This is a genomic window from Streptomyces sp. MP131-18 (genome assembly GCF_001984575.1).
GTDB classification, from domain to species: domain Bacteria; phylum Actinomycetota; class Actinomycetes; order Streptomycetales; family Streptomycetaceae; genus Streptomyces; species Streptomyces johnsoniae.
In genome coordinates this window covers 606,179-623,824 of the sequence record NZ_LZNS01000001.1, presented here as the reverse complement: position 1 = coordinate 623,824, position 17,646 = coordinate 606,179, and the positions used below count along the sequence as shown (strand labels likewise).

Below are 17,646 nucleotides of genomic sequence, written 5' to 3'. Positions count from 1 at the left end.
CCGCCCGGCTGGCGTACGCCCTGATCGCCGGACTCGTCCTGCTGGCGCTCGCCGTCCTGGCGAGCATCATGTTCGGCAGCAGGGCCACGTCCTTCGCCGAAGTCCTCGACGTGTGGGGCGGCTCCGCCGACCCCTACGTCACGACCGTCGTCGAGAGCCGCTACCCGAGAACGGCCCTCGGTGTGCTCGCCGGCGTCTGCCTCGCCGTCGCGGGCACCCTCATGCAGGGCATCGCCCGCAACCCGCTCGCCGATCCCGGGCTGCTCGGCATCAACGCGGGCGCCGCCGCCGCGGTCGTCACCGGTACCGCGTTCCTCGGCGCCTCCGGCCAGTCGGGCACCGTCTGGTGGGCGCTGCCGGGGGCACTGATCGTCGGATTCCTCGTCTACGCCATCGGATCGGCGGGCGCCGGAGCGGGCCTGGTCCGGCTCGTGCTCGCCGGCGCCGTCGTGTCCGCCGTGCTGACGGCCTACATCCAGGCCGTGACCCTCAGCAAGCCCGACGTCTTCGACAGCTACCGCTACTGGGTGGTGGGCGCCCTCGGCGGCCGGGACTTCGACGTGCTGCGGTCCGTCCTGCCGTTCGCCGTCATCGGCCTGGTCCTCGCCCTGCTGCTCGCGCCCGGCCTCAACACCCTGGCGCTGGGCGACGAGTCCGCCTCCTCGCTCGGTGCCAGCCCGACCGTGCTGCGGGCCGGCGGGCTCGTCGCGGCCACGCTGCTGAGCGCCGCGGCCACCGCGGCCGTCGGCCCCATCGCCTTCGTCGGCCTGGCCGTGCCCCATATCGTCAGGGCGTTCGCCGGCGTCGACTTCCGGGCGCAGATCGCGTTCTCCGCCGTCGTCGGACCGGCGCTGCTCCTGTTCGCCGACGTCCTCGGCCGGGTCGTCATGCGCCCGCAGGAGCTGATGGTCGGTGTCGTCACCGCGTTCGTCGGCGGCCCCGTGCTGCTGTACGCCGTGCGCCGGATGAAGGAGGGCGTGTGACCACGACCCCCACCCCGCACGTGTCCCGCGAGGCGGCGCCGCCGCGCCTGCTCACCGCCGGGCGCGCGCTGGCCCTCCCGGTCAACGTGCGGGCCGTCGTCATCGGGCTGCTGACGCTGCTGCTGCTCCTGGCGGCCGCCGTCGCCACCCTCTCCATGGGACGGCTCGGCATCCCGCTCGCCGACGTAGCGGGCGCGGTGTTCGGCGGGGCGGACGGCAAGGAGGAGTTCGTCCTCGAACGCCTCCGCGGCCCGCGCCTCGTCGTCGGCATCGCCACCGGGGCGGCCCTCGGCCTGTCCGGTGCGCTGTTCCAGTCGGTGACGCGCAACCCGCTGGGCAGCCCCGACGTCATCGGACTCGGCGCGGGCGCCGGGGCCGGCGCGGCCGTGGCGGCCCTGATGCTGCCGGGCACCCTGCCGGTGCCCGTGGGCGCCGTCGCGGGCGCGGCCCTGGCCATGGCCCTGGTGTACGTGTCCACGGGCACCGGCTTCCGCAGCCCCGGCCGCCTCATCGTCGCGGGCATCGGCGTCGCCACCATGGCGACCGCCTTCACCCAGTACGTCGTCTACGCCGTGGAACGGGACCGCGCGACCGCCCTGACCGCCTACCTCAACGGCAGCCTCGCCGCCAGGTCCTGGGACGACGCCACCACCATCTGGGTCGTGCTGCTGGTCGTGGCCCCGCTCGCCGCGCTGCTGGCGGGCCGCCTCCACATCGCGGAGATGGGCGACGAACTGGCCGCGGCCCTGGGCGCGGAGCCCCAGCGCACCCGCGCCCTGGCGGTGGTGCTGTCGATCGTGCTGTCCGCCGGCGCCGTCAGCGTGGCGGGGCCCGTCGCGTTCATCGCCCTCACCGCACCGCAGATCGCCCGGCGCCTGACCGGCGGTTCGGGCGCCCACCTCACCCTGTCGGCGCTGATCGGCGCGCTGCTGCTGGTGCTCGCCGACCTCGCCGCACAGCAACTGCCCTTCTCCGACAATCTCCCCGTCGGCATCTACACCATGGCCCTCGGCGGCATCTATCTCGGTTACCTGCTGATGCGCGAATGGCGAAAGGGAAGACTGTGAGCACCGAAGCCCCGCCGCCCGGAACCGGCCTGGCCGCACGGGACGTCACCCTCTCCTACGGCGGCGACCCCGTCGTGCGCGACCTCAGTCTCGACATCCCGCCCGGCGAACTCACCATGATCATCGGGCCGAACGGCTGCGGCAAGTCCACCCTGGTCAAGGCGTTCGCGCGGGTCCTGAAGCCAGTCGGCGGGCAGATCCTGCTGGACGGCACCGACATCCACGCGCTGCGCGGCAGGCAGGTCGCCCGGCAGCTCGCCCTGCTGCCGCAGAGCCCCATCGCCCCGGAGGGCATCACCGTGCGCGGCCTCGTCCGGCGCGGCCGCTACCCGCACCACACGCTGCTGCGCCAGTGGTCGCCCGACGACGACACCGCCATTGCCCTGGCCCTGGAGCGCACCGGTCTCGCCGGTCTCGCCGATGCCCGGGCGGCGCAGCTCTCCGGCGGCCAGCGCCAGCGGGCGTGGATCGCGATGGTGCTCGCCCAGCAGACAGGACTGCTCCTCCTCGACGAGCCGACCACGTTCCTCGACATCGCCCACCAGTATGAACTGCTGGAGCTGTGCGGCGAGTTGCACCGCGAGGGCAGGACGGTCGTCGCCGTGCTCCACGACCTCAACCAGGCGGCGCGCTTCGCCACCCACCTGGTCGTGATGAACGCGGGGCGCGTCGTCGCGCAGGGCCCGCCGTCCGAGGTCATGACCCCGCAGCTGGTGCGGGACGTCTTCGGCCTCGCCTGCGACATCGTGCCCGACCCCAGGACCCTGACCCCCATGGTCGTGCCCCACGCCCGCCACCCGGCGCCCACGGCTCGGTGACGGTTGAGGCCGCTGCCCCGCCGGCCGTAGTCTGTGCGGTGTCAGCCGCCGTCGTGCACGACGGCGGGCGGTTGGGAGTCCGGCTCCCGGGTGGGTGGGCATGCTCGAAAGGCATGTCGCCATGCAGGGCTACGTCGACGTCCTGAGGACTCCCGGCCTGCGCGTCCCGCTGCTGGCCACCGTGATCGGTGCGCTCCCCCTGGGCATGCTGGGTCTGAGCCTGTTGCTGTACGCGCACGAGCGGACCGGTTCGCTCGCCTTCGGCGGGCTGGCAACGGCCGCGTTCGGCCTGGGGAACGCCGTCGGCCTGAGCGCGCAGGGGCGGCTGATCGACCGTCACGGACAGCCGAAGGTCGTTGCGGCAGCGGGGGTGGCCTGCGCGGTCCTTGGCATCTTCCTGGTCACCGCCGCGCCGCTGGTGGACTGGCGGGGTTTTGTCGTCGTGGCCGGCGCCGGGATGGGGGCCGGCATTCCCGCGACGACCGGCAGTATGCGGGTGCTGCTGGCCGAGCTGGTCAGGGAAGGCGAAGCCAGGACGGCCGGATACGCACTGCTGGCGGTGCTGTTCCAACTGGCGGTGCTGACCGGGCCGTTGCTGACGTCGCTGCTGCTGGTGGCGGCCGGACCCGGGGAGGCCGTGCTGGCCGGCGGGTTCCTGGCCTGCGGCGCGGCGTTGCTCTTCGCGGGCACGCGAGCGTCGCGGACGTGGCGGCCTCTGCGCGGCTCGGTCAGCCGGGGTGGAGCCCGCACGGGCAAGGGCCTCGCCGTGCTGCTGTTGCTCATGGCGGGCGCGGGCGTCTCGGCCGGTGCCGTCGCCGTCGCGGTGCCGGCCGCCGCCCTCTGTCTGGGCAGCGCTGCCGACAGCGGAATGCTCATCGCGACGTCCTCCGCCGGCCAGATCATCGCGGGACTGGCCTTCGGAGCGGTCTCATGGCGCTGGTCACATGCTCGGCTGATGCTCGTGGCCCTGGCGGGTTCCGCCCTGGCGGTCGGTCTGGCGGCGTGGGCCGCTAACAGCCTCGCGCTGCTGTTCCCCGCGCTGTTCCTGGTGGGCCTGTGCGGTGGCCCGTCGGCGATCGCTTCCTCTGCGCTGCTGGACACGCTGGCTCCCCGGTCGGCGCTCACCAGGGCCTACACCCTGATGGTCAGTGTCTGGCTGCTGGGTGACGCGGTGGGCAACGCGGTGAGCGGGGCCGTGGCGGGGAGCCTGGGGCATCGGCCGACGCTCGCGCTCGGGGCCTGCTGGCTCGCCGCCCTCTTCGTCGTGGGAACACTGCTTCGCCGTGCCCTCGATCCCGGCCCCGAGCCGACGGCTGCCGGCCGTTCGGAAGAGCGGGGGCCGGACCGGGCGGGGTGAGAGCCATCGAGTCCGGACGGCCGGCCGGAGCCCTCGGCCGGCCCTCCGCCGAGCGCCTCGCGCCGCGGGGAATTCACCGTGCGCCCTTCGCGGCTTTTCGCGGTCTGCGGCCTTTTCGGGTGAAGTCAATTTGTTCGAGATAAGGGCTCCTTTTCGATATTCCGCGGAGGCGCAGACGGTCTTTACGGCGCCGGTAAGGTGTCCTTGAAGGCCGGGACACGCAGCCGGCACCGGTGCTGTTGGGGGGTGCATGGCCGAGTCCGGACCATCTGCGGCTGGACGGCTGGGCGGGTATGCGCTGGAACGGCGCCTCGGCGCCGGCGGGATGGGGGTCGTTTATCTGGCGCGAAGCGCCACGGGGCGGCGCGTCGCCCTCAAGGTGATCCGGCCCGAATATGCGGAGGACGCGGAATTCCGGGACCGTTTCCGGCGCGAAGTCGCGGCCGTGCGCATGGTGAGCGGCGCGTTCACCGCCTCCGTCGTCGACGCCGACACCGAGGGCAGCCCGCCATGGCTGGCGACCCAGTACGTGCCCGGCGACTCCCTGGCGGAACGGGTGCGCCGGGACGGCCCGTTACCCCTGCCGGAGGCCGTGCGGCTGGCCGCTCAGCTCGCGGAGGCGCTGAGCGACATCCACCGCCAGGGCATCGTGCACCGTGACCTCAAACCGGGCAACATCCTCCTCGCCGACGACGGCATCCGCGTCATCGACTTCGGCATCTCCCGCCCCGTCGGCGCCGGCCGCCACCTCACGCGCACCGGCAGCGTGATGGGCACGCCCGCGTTCATGGCCCCGGAGCAGCTCGACGGGCCGCACCATGTCGGACGCGCCACCGACGTGTTCGCCCTCGGCTCGGTCCTCGCCTTCGCGTTCCTCGGCCGCAGCCCTTTCGAGGACCGTGATGCTGCGGGCGCCGAGCCGATCGCCGCCGCCTACGCCGTCGTGCACCGTGAGCCGGACGTCCACGCCGTGCCCGAGGTGCTGCGCCCGCTGGTCGCGGCCTGCCTGGCCAAGGACCCGCGCCACCGGCCCGCCCTGCCCGAGGTGCTGCGCAGCGCCGTCGCGGCCGGCGCGGGCCGCGTGCCCGAGCCGCGCCGCACCGGCGAACGGCGCGCCGCCGCCCGCGCGTTCCCGCTGCCGCGCCGCCCCCCGCCCGCCACGGAGCCGGGCCTCGCGGCCCTCGCCGACCAGCTCGCGGTCGCCGTGCGGCGCCAGTGGGAGACCGAGGCCGGCGTGCGGGGGCTCAACGACCCGCGGCCGCTCACCGTTGCCTGGCGGCCCGCGCCCGAGCGGCTCGTCGAGGAATGGGACTGGCTGCGGCGGCTGGCCGACGACTGGGGCCCCGGCTCCGGGACCGCGGACTCCGGCTGCGCCTCGGGTCCTGGCGACCTCGCGGGCAGCGGCGGGCAGATCCTCCATGTCTTCAGGGAACGGGTGCCCACCCGCCGTCTCGTCGTTCTGGGCGCGCCGGGCTCGGGCAAGACGATGCTGCTGGTCCGGCTGCTGCTCGACCTGATCGAGCACCGCCACCGGGGCGCCGCCGTGCCGGTGCTGTTCACCCTCTCCTCCTGGGACCCGGCCGAACTCGACCTGGAATCCTGGCTGACCCACCGGCTGACGCAGGACTTCAAGGAGCTGGCCGCCACCGGGGGCGCCGCCCTCGGCGGCATCAGCCGCGCGCGGGCCCTGCTCATGCACCGGCTCGTGCTGCCCCTGCTGGACGGGTTCGACGAGCTGCCCGCCCAGGCCAGGGGCGCGGCCCTCGACCAGATCAACCGCGCGGTGCCGCAGGGCCAAAGCGTCATCCTCTCCAGCAGGACCAGGGAGTACAGCGAGGCCGTCCGGCCCGCCGCCGGGCTGCCGCACAAGCTGGTCGGCGCGGCCGGCATCGAGCTGCTGCCCCTCGACCCGCAGGAGATTTCCTCCTACCTGCTGCGGGACGCCGGGGGAACGGGCACGCCGACCGCGGCCCGCTGGGACTCCGTGGTGCACAGCCTGAAGCAGGGCGGGCCGGTCGCCGAAGCCCTGAGCACCCCCCTGATGATCTTCCTCGCCAGGACCATCTACAACCCCAGAACGGGCGAGCCGCTCGACGCCGCCCGCTCCCCGGCCGAGCTGCTCGAAAACCCGGCCCTGAGCAGCCGCGCGGCCGTGGAGGCCCACCTCTTCGAGGCGTTCGTCCCCGCCGCCTACCGCAGACACCCCGCGGCGCCCTCCCACTGGTCCGCGGCCGAGGCGGGCCGCACCCTCCGCTGGCTCGCCCGGCACGCGGAGCGCGTGCGGGCCGGGGCCACCGACCTGGCCTGGTGGCAGTTGCGCCGGGCCGTTCCGCGCTGGCTCCTGCCCGTGCTGCTCGGCGTGCTGGCCGGCGCCCTGGAGACCGCGGTGACCTGGCTGACCATGCAGGTCAGCGCGTACGGCCCGTTCTGGGGCGACCGGCACGGCGACGGGGGACTGACGTGGTCGCAGGCGTCCCTCGACGGGCTCTTCGCGGGGCTCGTCGGCGGGGTCACCGGCCGGATAGGGGGCGGCCTGATCGGCGCCTCGATCGGCGCGGCGGGCGTCGTGATCGGCCACGGCGATCCGCTCGGCGCCTGGACCTGCCAGGTTCTCACCGCCGGTCTGGTCTACGGGTTCGTCGGCGGCCTCGGCGGCGAGCTGACCGCGGGTCTCGCGGCCCGGCGGGCCGGCGGGGAACGGCCCCGGGCAGCTGGGCGCCGCCCGTGGAGCCGCGGCGCGGCCCTGCTCGGCGCGGGGATCGGGGGCTGTTACGGCTGCGCGCAGGGCATGCCGGCCATGGCGGTCGGTCTGGCCTGCGTCTTCGCGCTCATCGGCGGCCTGGCCGTGGGGCACGGGCCCGGCCCCGAGGAGGTGCCGCCGGCGGCGGACCTGCGGTGGTCCTGGGACTGGGCCGGGCTGTGGATCGGGCTCGGCGGCGGCCTCGCCGTCACCCTCCCGACCTGGCTGATCGGCTTCAGCGAGTACGGGATCTCGCACGGTCTCGCCGCGGACGTCGCGGGCGTGACCCTCGCCAGCCACTTCGGCACCATTCACGCCACCGGCGCCCTCACCGCCAACTGCCTGGGCTGCGCCATCATGTACGGCATCAGGGGCGCCACGGCCGACCTGACCCTCGCCCCCGCCCCCGCGGCGCTTCTGGCCCGCGACCGGCGCACGTTCCGCCGGCTCGGCTGTGTGACCGCCGGGGTCATCGGCCTGGCCCTCGGCCTCGTCTTCTGGTGCTCCAACTCCATCCGCCTGGCCCCCGCCACGACGGGCGAGGTGCGCTGGCAGGACCTCGAACTGGCCCCGACGCTGCCCGGCTTGGTCGGCGGTCTCTTCACCGGGGCCCTGCTGGGCGCCGTCGTCGGGCTGGCCGTCGCCTGGCAGCAGACGGCCTGCGGGCCGTTCACCATCACCCGCATCCACCTCGCGCTGTGCCACCGGCTGCCCCGCAGGCTGATGGCGTTCCTCGCGGACGCGCACGAACGCCGCGGCGTGCTGCGGCAGTCCGGCGCGGTGTACCAGCTGCGGCACATCGAGCTGCAACGGCACCTCGCCGCGGGCGACCACGGCCGCCCCGATCCCTGATACCGGCCCGGCCCACGCCTACCGCCCGCAGACGAACGGGAAGCCGAGCGGATGAACCGCCCCCCTGGAGGAATGGGCCTACATCCGCCCCTGCATCACCAAGACCGAACGAACCGCCGCCCTGGACGACTGCCTCCACACCTGCAACCACCATCGCTGCCACACCGCACTCGGAGGCAAGCCACCCATCAGCCGCGTCAACAACCCGCCGGCAATACACCTAGGCTCGGTGGCGGACGACCGCAGGACGAGGAGGACGGAGCAGGACGTGGCCGCCCCATCCGGAAGCCGGCGCAGAAGGCCGCCGTGGGCCTGGCTGGTCCCGAGCCTGCTGCTGCTCGCCGCCATGACCGCCTGGGGCGCGGTGCGCTATCCGGGCCTGCCCGACCGGCTGCCCCGGCACATAGGCCCGGGCGGCGTCGACGCCTGGACGGACAAGACCGTCCTGAGTGCCTTCGTCCCCGTCTACCTGTACGCCGGGGTCACCTTGCTCCTGGCCGCCTGCGCCGCGTGGGCCGCCCGCAGCACCCCGCTGGACGAGATGCCCGAGCCCGCCGACCCCTGGGCCAGGGCCGCCGCGGTCTCCCACAACCGCCCCGCCACCGCGGCCTCCGCCCGCCGCACCGCCAAGAAGCCTGCTGCTGTTCAACGCCGGCCTCGGGGCCGCGCTGCTGCCGCTGTGCGGACTCCAGTGGCGCACGAACCAGACGGCCGACGTGCCCGCCTGGCCGCTGCCCGTCACGGTACTGCTCCTGCTGCTGTCCGCGGCACCGCTCGGAGTGGCCTGGCGGCGGGACGCCGCCGAGAAAAAGGCGGTCTGAAACCAGGTATCCCGGCCGCCATTGCCGGTGCCGCTTCAACGGGACTTCGAAACGCCGAATCCGCGGAAGGGCGCGGTGGCCGCCCCGTTCAATAGGCCCGGTGCGCCGTTCGGCGCGTATCCGCCGGCCGGGCTCTTGAGCCGCGCCGAACCCCTCGCCCGCACAACGCTGTGCGCTGGTACGTTGCCAACGCAGGAAGCAACAACACCCTTTGTGCGGCCGCGTCCATCAAAGACCAACGACGAGGACATCCACTTTCCGGCCGGCCCGGGCCGTGCGAGAGGGGCGCAGTGACCCATGATTCGGCGGCATGAAATCCAGCGGCTGACCGGTCTTTTCACACAGGTGCAGGCGGAACGGACCGGCCGGGTCGTGCCGGTGAGCGGTCCCGTCGTCAGCGGCAGGACCACCGTCGTCACCGCCCTCGCCGACCACGCCGGGGCCGCGGGCGGCCACGTCGTCGGCGTCAACGCACACCAGCGACTTCCACGGCGCGGTCGCCGCCGCGGAGACGGCGCTCGCCGACGTGCCCAGGGGCATGTGGGGTGCGGATCGGCCTGCCGCTGGCGGGCGGGGTCCTCGGGCTGCTGGCACTCGGCGACCTCCCCGCGGCCCGGAGGCTGCTGGGAACGGCCCACCCGCCCGCGATGCTGCGCACCAGGTACGGGCCGGCCTACATCCAGGCGCAGGGCTTCTGCCACCTGGCGGCGGGCGACGGGGCGCTGGCCCTGCGGAAGTTCCTCGCCTGCGGCGAGCTGATGACCCGCTGGCGCATGGACAATTCCGCACTGCTGCCCTGGCGCCGGCACGCGGCCGAGGCCCTGATCGCCCTCGGCGATCAGGAGAAGGCCGGGGAGCTGCTCCGCAGGCAGATCGACCTCGCCCGCGGGACCTCGGCGGTGGTACACGCATCCTCGCTGCGCCTGCTGGCCGGCACCCTGAGTCCGGAACACCGCAGGAAGCCGCTGGAGGACGCCGTCCGCCTCCTGAGCCGGTCGCGCCACGCCTTCGAATACGCCGGCGCGCTGCTCCCCTGGCCCGCCACTGCCACGCGACCGGCGAGTACGCGCGCGCCGAACGCCTGCTGGGCCTGGCCGGGCGGCTCGCCGAGGACCTGGGCGCCCGTCCGCTGCGGGAGCGGATCGACGCGTTCGCCGCGGAAGCGGTATTCGTCGTGGCGGCGGGCGGCGGGCGGCGGGCGGCGGGCGGCGGGCGGCGGGCGGCGGGCGGCGGGCGGCGGGGAGCAGGAGCACGCGCCCGCGCTGAGCGGTGCGGAGCGGCGGGTCGCCGTGCTGGCCCGGGAGGGCTGCACGAACCGGGAGATCTCCGAGCGGCTGTTCACCATGCAGAGCACGGTCGGCCGGCACCTGACCGGGATCTACCGCAAGATGCAGTCAACCGCAGGGCCGACCTCGTCCGCCGCCTCCAGATGGTCCTGGCCGAGTAGCGCGCTACGACCGCATCGGCTCCGACCGCACGGGCACGGTCGGCCGTTGCGGCGGGGACCCCCGCCGCAACGGCCGCGCCGTGCCGCCGCCGGTCCGGTCAGTGCACGTAGGGCCAGCCTTCGGCGTCCCAGCCCAGCCAGTTGATGCCCAGCAGGGACCTGCCGTCGTCCGCGTAGTAGTGGTAGGCGAGGATGTCGTTGTCGGAGTCTGCGAACACGTCCTGGTGCCCCGGGCCGTTGATGCTGCCGTGCCCGGCCAGGATCTCGGTGCCGCCGCCCGAGTTCATCGCCACGCCGTTCCTGTCGTAGTACGGCCCGGTGACGCTCGTCGCCCGGCCGACCATCACCCGGTAGGTGCTGTCCGCACCCCGGCAGCACAGGTCGAACGACACGAAGAGGTAGTAGTAGTCCCCGCGTTTGAAGACGGTCGGCGCCTCGATGGCGCCGCCGCCCCGCCCGGCGATGGCGTGCATGGTCCCGTCGGCGCGCTTGCCGGTGGACGGGTCGATCTCCACCATCTTGAGCCCCGACCAGAACGAGCCGAACGACAGCCACCAGCGGCCGTCGTCGTCCACCACGAGGTCGGGATCGATCGCGTTGAAGTCGTCGGACTGCTGCGACTCGACCACCACGCCCCGGTCCGTCCACGTACCGGAATCGCCGCTCGGGCTGGTCGCCAGGAAGATCGCCGAGTGGTTCGAGCCGAAGCTCGACGCCGAGTAGTACAGGTAGTACTGGCCGTTCTGGTAAGTGAGGTGCGGCGCCCAGAGGTTGCGGCTGCCACCGGTGTACTCCGTCGTCCAGGGCGCCCCGTTGGGGAAGGCGCTCCCGGCGTTCCGGAACGCGGTGCGGTCCGTCGATGTCTTCAGGGCGATGTTGTCACCCGTGTGTGCCACCAGGTAGTCGCCCGACGGCCGCTTGACGAACGTCGGATCGTGCACGCCGATGTCCCCGGTGACCGCCCCGGGGTTGGGGTAGTCGGCCGCCTGTACCTCGGCCGCCGCGCTGGGCAGCCCGGTCGCGCCGGCCAGCGACGTCATCGCCAGGGCGCCCGCGGTCAGCAGACCGCCCAGCAGCCGCCGCCGGGACGGCCGCGCTCCCGCGCGCCTTCGGTTCTTGCTCACTATGCTCTCCTCGCCTTCTCCGTGAACGTGCTCTTACCGCTTTCTCATTGCGTGTTCCGCCGCGAAAGTGCGGCCGGTCACTCGCCGGACGGGCCCGGGAGCTCCACGCCGGTCGGCACCGGGGTGCCGAAGTCGGGGGTGCCGTCGTCGTTCCAGGTGAACCGCTGGGCGCGGGTGGACCTGTTCATGTCGCAACCGCCGCTGGCCGAATCGTTGGCGTGGTAGACGATCCAGTCCTCGGTGCCGTCGGGCGAGGTGAAGAACCCGTTGTGGCCGGGCGCGAAGACCCCGGCGGAGTCGTCCCGTTCGAACACGGGGTCGGGGTGCTTCGTCCAGTGCGCCCGGTTCAGCGGGTCGCTGCCGGTCAGTGTGAGCAGGCCCAGCTTGTAGTCCGGGCCCCAGCAGGCGCTCGCCGAGTAGACGATCATGATCCGGCCGTCGTGGTAGAGCGCTTCCGCGCCCTCGTTCACCGCGGCCGTCTGCTGCTCCCAGGGCAGCGTGGGGGAGCTGATGGTGCGCCGCTGGCCGCCGAGTGTCCAGGGGTTGCTCAGCGGGGTGATCGAAAGGCTCTGCGTGCCGTCGTGAATGCTGCCCAGCAGGTAGAGCTCGCCGTCGACCGTCAGGATGCTGGGGTCGAGCTGCCAGTCGTTCCCCAGATCGGCCTTGAAGTGGTACGGGCCCATCGGGTCCGTGCCTTCGCTTTCCAGAACGTGCAGCCGCTGCGTGGGATTGAAGTCGGGAACGTTCTGCCCGGCCACGTAGTACAGGTACCAGCGCGGCCCGTTGGGCCCGTCGAGGAGGTGGAACTCGGGCGCCCACATGTTGCAGCAGCCGTTCGGCATGCCCGACAGGTCGAACAGCGTGGTTTCCTGCGCACTCGCCAGCCCGCCCAGCGTCTCGGAGCGGCGCATCGTGATCGTGGAGTTCCACGTGGTCGTGGCCAGGTAGTAGTACCCCTCGTGGTACTGGAGCCAGGGGTCGGGCCCGTTGCGCTTGATCGGGTTGGTGAACGTGCCGGCCGTCCCCCCGCCGAGTTCGATCAGCTCCCACTGCTGGTTGGCGCCGTCCAGGTCCGGCCACTGGACGACCCGGCCGCCGTCCTCGGTCGAGAAGTCGAGCACGTCCAGGGCCTTGCCGCTGTTGCGGTTGATCAGCCGCACGGCGCCGCCCGCGGACTCCTCCAGCCTGAACTGCTGGCTGGCACGGTCCTCGTCGGCCCACTGGACGATGGCGGCGCCGTCGGCGGTGGAGGAGTCGAGTACGTCGAGGAACTTGCCGCTGTGCCGGGAGCGCACCTGGTAGTAGCCGTCGCCCGCGTCGACGAACTGCCACTGCTGCCAGGCGCCGTCGTTGCGGGTCCACTGCACGATCTCGGCCCCGTCGTGCGTCGCGAGGTCGTACACGTCCAGGGCCTTGCCGCTGTTCCGGTTGACCAGCACGTACCAGGCGTCGGTGTCGACGGCGGGTACCGCCGCCGCCTGCTGCGGCACGACGGCGGTACCGCCGCACAGCAGCAGGGCGAGCACCGCGAGCAGCAGTCCCGCGCGCCGGTGCCGTCGGCGCTCACGGGGGAGCGCCAGGGGAATGGGGGGCATGAAGAACCTCCTTATAACGTTTCAGGCCGAGCGCCGCGCAAGGTGCTTGGGAGCGCTCCCAGTGACATGCGTGCGACAGCTCCCGCGCGGCCGGGCGGGTACGGGGGTCAGACCGCGAACGGTCCTGGTGGGGTGGGGGACATGCGGCCCCGCGGGGGTCGGGGCCCCGCGGGGGGCGTGGGGGGACGGGGCATGCGGCGGCTCCATGTTCGAAATAGCGAATGCCATTCGGAATACTGGCCGGAACGTAGAGCAGGCGCCCGGGGCCGTCAACCCCCGGCGCAGCGAACGGCGTTGCCAGGGCCGCGGCGGGGCCCTGACGCGGGTGCCGTCCGGGGCGGCCGCGCGGCGCGGCCCGGCGGCCCGCCCGGGCGGGGGCGGCCGGTCCTCAGGTCCGCTGGTATCCGGCCCCCGCCGCCGCCGTCAGGAGCGTACGAACGTCACGTCCAGCGTCACGCCGAGGTGGCGCCCGGTCATGCCGCGGGACGCGCTCACCCCGAAGGCGACCCGGTCGACGGAGGCGGTGGCCCGGACGGTGAATTCCCCGGCCGACACCTGCGCCCGTTCGATCGTCAGCTCCACGGGCCGTTCGACGCCGCGGACGGTGAGCGTTCCGGCGAGGACGGCGGGGTCCGCGCGGTCCCCGTGCCCCGAGACGAAGGTGATCAGCGGGTGCGCCTCCGTGTCGAGGAATCTCGGGGAACGTACATGCTCGTCCCGCTTGGCGCTCCCCGTACGGAAGCTCCCCGCCTCGATCACCGCGTGCGCCCGGGACTCCCCGAGCGGCTCGGCGACATCGGCCGTGCCCGATCCGATGGCGAACGAGCCGCGCACCGGGGCGAGCCCGAAGACGGACTTCATGGTGAACGTGACGGCCGAACGATCGGGGTCGATCAGGTAGCGCCCCGGGCGGGGCGTCGTCGTGGCGTGGTCGGGCTTTGCATCCATGCGGCCCATTCCACGGCAGCGTGGGCCCGGTGGGAAAGGTGGGGCGGCAGGGTTCGTCAGAAGGCGAGGACGGCCACCGCGCCGGCGTAGACGGCGATCAGCAGGACGCCGTCGAACCCCAGGCGCCACCAGCCGCGTTCCTGCCGCACGAGGAGCCCGCCGAGCAGCACGCTCGTCATCACCAGGGCGGCGGCGGTGAGGAACAGCTGGTCGGGGCCCGCGGCGTGGAAGAGGGAACCGCCACCGTAGGCGAAATCGCCGATCACGAGGTTGAGCACGTCCAGGCAGTTGCCGCCGATCACGGCCGCGATGGCGAGGGTGACCGCGCCGCGCCGCACGGCCGCGATGGCGGTGACGGTCTCGGGCAGCGCGTTGACGATGCCCATGAGCACCGCGCCCACGAAACCCGCGCTCAGCCCGGTGCTCGCCACCAGCGTCTCCGCGGCGCGGGCGATGACCCAGCCGCCGACCACCACGACGGCGGCGACACCGAGGAACTCGGCCCACAGCGTGCCGGTGCGCCGCGCCTGCGCCTCGCCGCCCGGCTGCGGCACGTCCGGCACGGTCTCGAGGGTCCGCACCGCCACCCACATCGGGCGCGGGCGGTCGCTGATCAGGCGGATGCCGCCCCAGTAGAAGGCGATCATGAAGGCGGAGGCCGGGTGCAGGCCGAGCACGGTGACATCCGGGCTGAAGGCGGCCATCAGGGCGATGCCGAGCAGGCCGATGAGCAGGCAGCCGAAGAGGAGGTTCGGCAGCGAGGCGGCGGCGTGCTCCAGATTCACCCGCCGGTAGGTGGCATCGGCCGCGGCGACGGCCAGGGTCTGCGCGGCGATGCCGCCGACCGCGTTGCTGTATGCCAGCTCCGGCTGGTCGGCGGCGGCGGTGACCGCCGTCATGACGATCCCGGACAGGGACGTCACCACGCCGAAGAACACCGCACCGAACAGCGCCTCGCCCCGCCCCGTCCGGTCGGCCAGCACGTCGCCGAGCGTGGCCAGCCGGACGCTGCCCACGACGGTCACCAGCCCCGCCAGGAGGAAGACGGCAATGCTCCAGCTCAGCGGCCATTGGCCGGTGAGGATGTCGGACACGGATGCGCTCCTTGCTGCGGTCGCCGCACGGAACGGTATTGAGTACCACGGCTCTCGCCAGTCAATCCCGGTCCAGACCGTTCCGCGCGGCGGGGCAGTGTCAGCGCCGGGCGGGCGGCGGGCCGACCAGCTCGGTCAGGACGTCCTCCATCGTGACGAATCCGAGCAGCGACCCACGGTCGCTGATGACCGCGGCCAGGTGCGTGCTTCCGGCGCGCATCGCCGTGAGGGCGTCGTCCAGCGGCGTCTCCGGGCGGATGCGGGTGATCGGGCGCAGGGCCTCCCGCGGGAACGGCCTGTCCGCGGACTCCGCCTCCAGCGCGTCCTTCACGTGCAGGAAGCCCAGGACCGTGGTGCCGGGCCCTGTGACGGGGAATCGCGAGAACCCCGAGGTCGCGGCGGCCTGTTCGAGCCGGCGCGGCGTGGTGCGGTGGTCGACCGTCATCATCCGCCCGGCCGGGACGGTGATCTCGGCGACGGTCTTGGTGCCGAGGGCGAGCGCGTCGCGCAGCCGTTCGCTCTCGGCCGCCTCCAGCAGACCGGCGTCGCTGGAGTCCTTCACGATACGGGCGAGTTCGTCGTCGGTGAAGACCGACGCCACCTCGTCCTTCGGCTCGACCTTCATCAGCCGCAGCAGCGTGTTGGCGAACGCGTTGATGCCGAAGATCACCGGCTTCAGCGCACGGGTGAGGGCGACCAGCGCGGGGCCCAGCGCCAGGGCGGTGCGTTCGGGGGCGGCCAGCGCGATGTTCTTGGGGATCATCTCGCCGATGAGCATGTGGAGATAGGTGGCCAGTGCCAGGGCGATCGTGAATGCGATCGGGTGTACCAGGGCGTGGGGAACGCTGGCGGCCTCGAAGGCCGGTTCGAGCAGATGGGCGATGGCCGGCTCGGCGACCGCCCCGAGGACGAGCGAGGAGACGGTGATGCCCAGTTGTGCGGTGGCCATCATGGGGGAGAGGTGTTCGAGGGCCCACAGCACGGTGCGCGCGCGCCGCTGGCCGGCCTCGGCCCGCGGCTCGATCTGGTCGCGGCGCACGGAGATCAGGGCGAACTCGGCTCCCACGAAGAACGCGTTGGTCAGCAGCGTCAGGGCGCCGAGGGCGAGCTGGAAGGCGGTCATCGGGCTTCCCCAGGGGCAGTGGCGGACGGGCCGGGCGCGGCGATCCTGACCCGGTCGGCGCGGTGATGCGCGGTGGCCAGGACGGTCAGCCGCCAGCCGTCGACCTCGGCGGTGTCGCCGGTGGCCGGAATGCGGCTGAGGGCGGCGGCCAGCAGCCCCGCGACGGTCTCGTAGGGGCCCTCGGGCACGGACATGCCGATGGACGAGAGGGCGTCGACGCGCAGCCCGCCGTCCGCCTCCCACGCGCCGGGTCCGGCGGGCGCCAGGTCGGGCGCCTCCTCCGGGTCGTGCTCGTCGCGGACCTCGCCGACGACTTCCTCGATGATGTCCTCCAGCGTCGCCACGCCCGCGGTGCCGCCGTACTCGTCGACGACCAGCGCCATGGACGCGGTACCGCGCAGCTGCTCCAGCAGCCGGTCGACCGGCAGGGTGTCGGGCACCGGCAGCGGCTCGGTCATCAGCCCGGTGACCGGGGTCGCGGCCCGCCGGTCCGCGGCCAGGGCCAGCACGTCCTTGATGTGAACGGTCCCGACCACGTCGTCGAGGATGTCCCGGTAGACCGGGAACCTGGAGTGGCCGGTGGACCTGGTGAGGGCCGCCGCGTCCGCCGCGGTGGCGGAGACGGGCAGCGCGTGCACGTCCACGCGCGGTGTCATGACGTTCTCCGCCGTCAGCTCGCTCAGGTGCAGCGTGCGCACGAACAGCTCGGCCGAGTCCGGCGGCAGCACGCCCTGGGCCGCCGAGTGACGGGCCAGCGCGACCAGCTCCTGCGGGGTGCGGGCCGAGGCCAGCTCCTCCGCCGGTTCCAGACCGGCGCGGCGCACGAGGCGGTTCGCCGTGCTGTTCAGGTGCCGGATCAACGGCCCGAAGGCGGCGGTGAAACCGCGCTGCGGGCCGGCCACCACCTTGGCGACCGCCAGCGGGCGCGAGATCGCCCAGTTCTTCGGGACCAGCTCGCCGATCACCATGAGCGCGATCGTGGAGATCACCACGCCGAGCACGGTGGCCGTCGCGGATGCGGCGCCGCCGAGACCGGCCGATTCGAGCGGCCCGCGCAGCAGCGAGGCGAGGGAGGGCTCGGCGAGCATGCCGATCACCAGTGAGGTCACCGTGATGCCCAGCTGGGCGCCGGAGAGCTGGAAGGTCAGGCGCCGGACGGCCGCGAGCGCGCCCTCGGCGCCGCGCTCGCCCGCCCGCGCGGCGCGCTCGAGCTCGCCGCGCTCGATGGTGGTCAGGGAGAACTCGGCGGCGACGAAGATGGCGCAGGCGAGGATCAGCGCGAGGGCCACGAAAAGCAGCAGGATCTCGGTCACCGTGCCACCCCCGCCCCGTTGCTCGTCACTGCTGGGCCGGGAACGACACGGTTGGTACTGGGTGGTTCGCCCATGAGGGCTGCTGCTCCTTCAAAGATCGGACGGGCACTGAGCCCCATAGTAAAGGGTCGGTAAAGTTGCCGCCGGGAGGTGTGGGGGTGTGCCTGTCGGGGGTGCCTTTCGGCCTTTCTTCCGCCGGACGCCCGCAAGCGCGGGCGGCCCGCCGGGGGGCAACTATTCTTCTACAGGCGTGTAGAAACCGCGAGCGTCGGTTTCCGCGTACCGTCATTCGCCCCGCCCCGCGGCGGCCCACGGGCCTGCCGCCCGCCGCCGCGGCGCGGTGCCGACCCTCACGAACGTGTAA

14 protein-coding genes and 1 pseudogene are annotated in these 17,646 nt (G+C 73.3%); 7 read left to right on the top strand and 8 right to left on the bottom strand.

Annotated features, from left to right (window positions below):
- Positions 1-8: 8 nt before the first annotated feature.
- The 6 genes and pseudogenes from STBA_RS02720 to STBA_RS35460 form a co-directional block, all read left to right on the top strand.
- On the top strand, positions 9-983 hold the full coding sequence (locus STBA_RS02720; RefSeq protein ID WP_077063059.1) for an iron ABC transporter permease: 975 nt from the start codon (positions 9-11) through the stop codon (positions 981-983).
- A gap of 20 nt (positions 984-1,003) precedes the next feature.
- Positions 1,004-2,050 carry an iron chelate uptake ABC transporter family permease subunit gene (locus STBA_RS02715; RefSeq protein ID WP_107485176.1) on the top strand — a complete coding sequence of 349 codons (1,047 nt, stop codon included), beginning with the start codon at positions 1,004-1,006 and terminating at the stop codon, positions 2,048-2,050.
- Positions 2,047-2,868, top strand: a complete 822-nt coding sequence (locus STBA_RS02710) for an ABC transporter ATP-binding protein (RefSeq protein WP_253194495.1) — start codon at positions 2,047-2,049, stop codon at positions 2,866-2,868. The genes STBA_RS02715 and STBA_RS02710 overlap by 4 nt, the downstream gene beginning before the upstream one ends.
- Before the next feature lie 100 nt (positions 2,869-2,968).
- Positions 2,969-4,225, top strand: a complete 1,257-nt coding sequence (locus tag STBA_RS02705) for an MFS transporter (protein WP_079251675.1) — start codon at positions 2,969-2,971, stop codon at positions 4,223-4,225.
- A 250-nt stretch (positions 4,226-4,475) separates the two neighbouring features.
- On the top strand, positions 4,476-7,817 hold the full coding sequence (locus STBA_RS38615) for a serine/threonine-protein kinase (protein WP_077057688.1): 3,342 nt from the start codon (positions 4,476-4,478) through the stop codon (positions 7,815-7,817).
- 19 nt (positions 7,818-7,836) lie between these two features.
- A pseudogene (locus tag STBA_RS35460) lies at positions 7,837-8,040 on the top strand (IS481 family transposase); the annotation flags it as partial.
- A 242-nt stretch (positions 8,041-8,282) separates the two neighbouring features.
- Here STBA_RS35460 and STBA_RS38610 read toward each other — a convergent pair.
- Entirely contained in the window at positions 8,283-8,441 is a 159-nt protein-coding gene (locus STBA_RS38610; protein WP_253194494.1) for a hypothetical protein, read from the bottom strand.
- A gap of 425 nt (positions 8,442-8,866) precedes the next feature.
- A complete protein-coding gene (locus tag STBA_RS37020; RefSeq protein WP_143659413.1) occupies positions 8,867-9,178 on the bottom strand; it encodes a hypothetical protein in 312 nt (103 codons plus the stop codon).
- Between the two features lie 5 nt (positions 9,179-9,183).
- Here STBA_RS37020 and STBA_RS37540 point away from each other — a divergent pair, with 5 nt between their 5' ends.
- Entirely contained in the window at positions 9,184-10,230 is a 1,047-nt protein-coding gene (locus STBA_RS37540; protein ID WP_077057685.1) for a helix-turn-helix transcriptional regulator, read from the top strand.
- Here the strand turns inward: STBA_RS37540 and STBA_RS02680 are convergent.
- The 6 genes from STBA_RS02680 to STBA_RS02655 form a co-directional block, all read right to left on the bottom strand.
- A complete protein-coding gene (locus tag STBA_RS02680; protein WP_216355906.1) occupies positions 10,184-11,209 on the bottom strand; it encodes an arabinan endo-1,5-alpha-L-arabinosidase in 1,026 nt (341 codons plus the stop codon). The genes STBA_RS37540 and STBA_RS02680 overlap by 47 nt on opposite strands.
- A gap of 77 nt (positions 11,210-11,286) precedes the next feature.
- Positions 11,287-12,804: a family 43 glycosylhydrolase gene (locus STBA_RS02675; protein ID WP_077057684.1), complete on the bottom strand. Its 1,518-nt coding sequence runs from the start codon at positions 12,802-12,804 to the stop codon at positions 11,287-11,289.
- Between the two features lie 423 nt (positions 12,805-13,227).
- Entirely contained in the window at positions 13,228-13,752 is a 525-nt protein-coding gene (locus STBA_RS02670) for a YceI family protein (protein WP_077057683.1), read from the bottom strand.
- A gap of 56 nt (positions 13,753-13,808) precedes the next feature.
- On the bottom strand, positions 13,809-14,837 hold the full coding sequence (locus STBA_RS02665; protein WP_077063057.1) for a cation transporter: 1,029 nt from the start codon (positions 14,835-14,837) through the stop codon (positions 13,809-13,811).
- Positions 14,838-14,946: 109 nt separating this feature from the next.
- Positions 14,947-15,969, bottom strand: a complete 1,023-nt coding sequence (locus STBA_RS02660; protein WP_077057682.1) for a hemolysin family protein — start codon at positions 15,967-15,969, stop codon at positions 14,947-14,949.
- A complete protein-coding gene (locus STBA_RS02655; protein WP_077057681.1) occupies positions 15,966-17,282 on the bottom strand; it encodes a hemolysin family protein in 1,317 nt (438 codons plus the stop codon). The genes STBA_RS02660 and STBA_RS02655 overlap by 4 nt, the downstream gene beginning before the upstream one ends.
- Positions 17,283-17,646 lie beyond the last annotated feature (364 nt).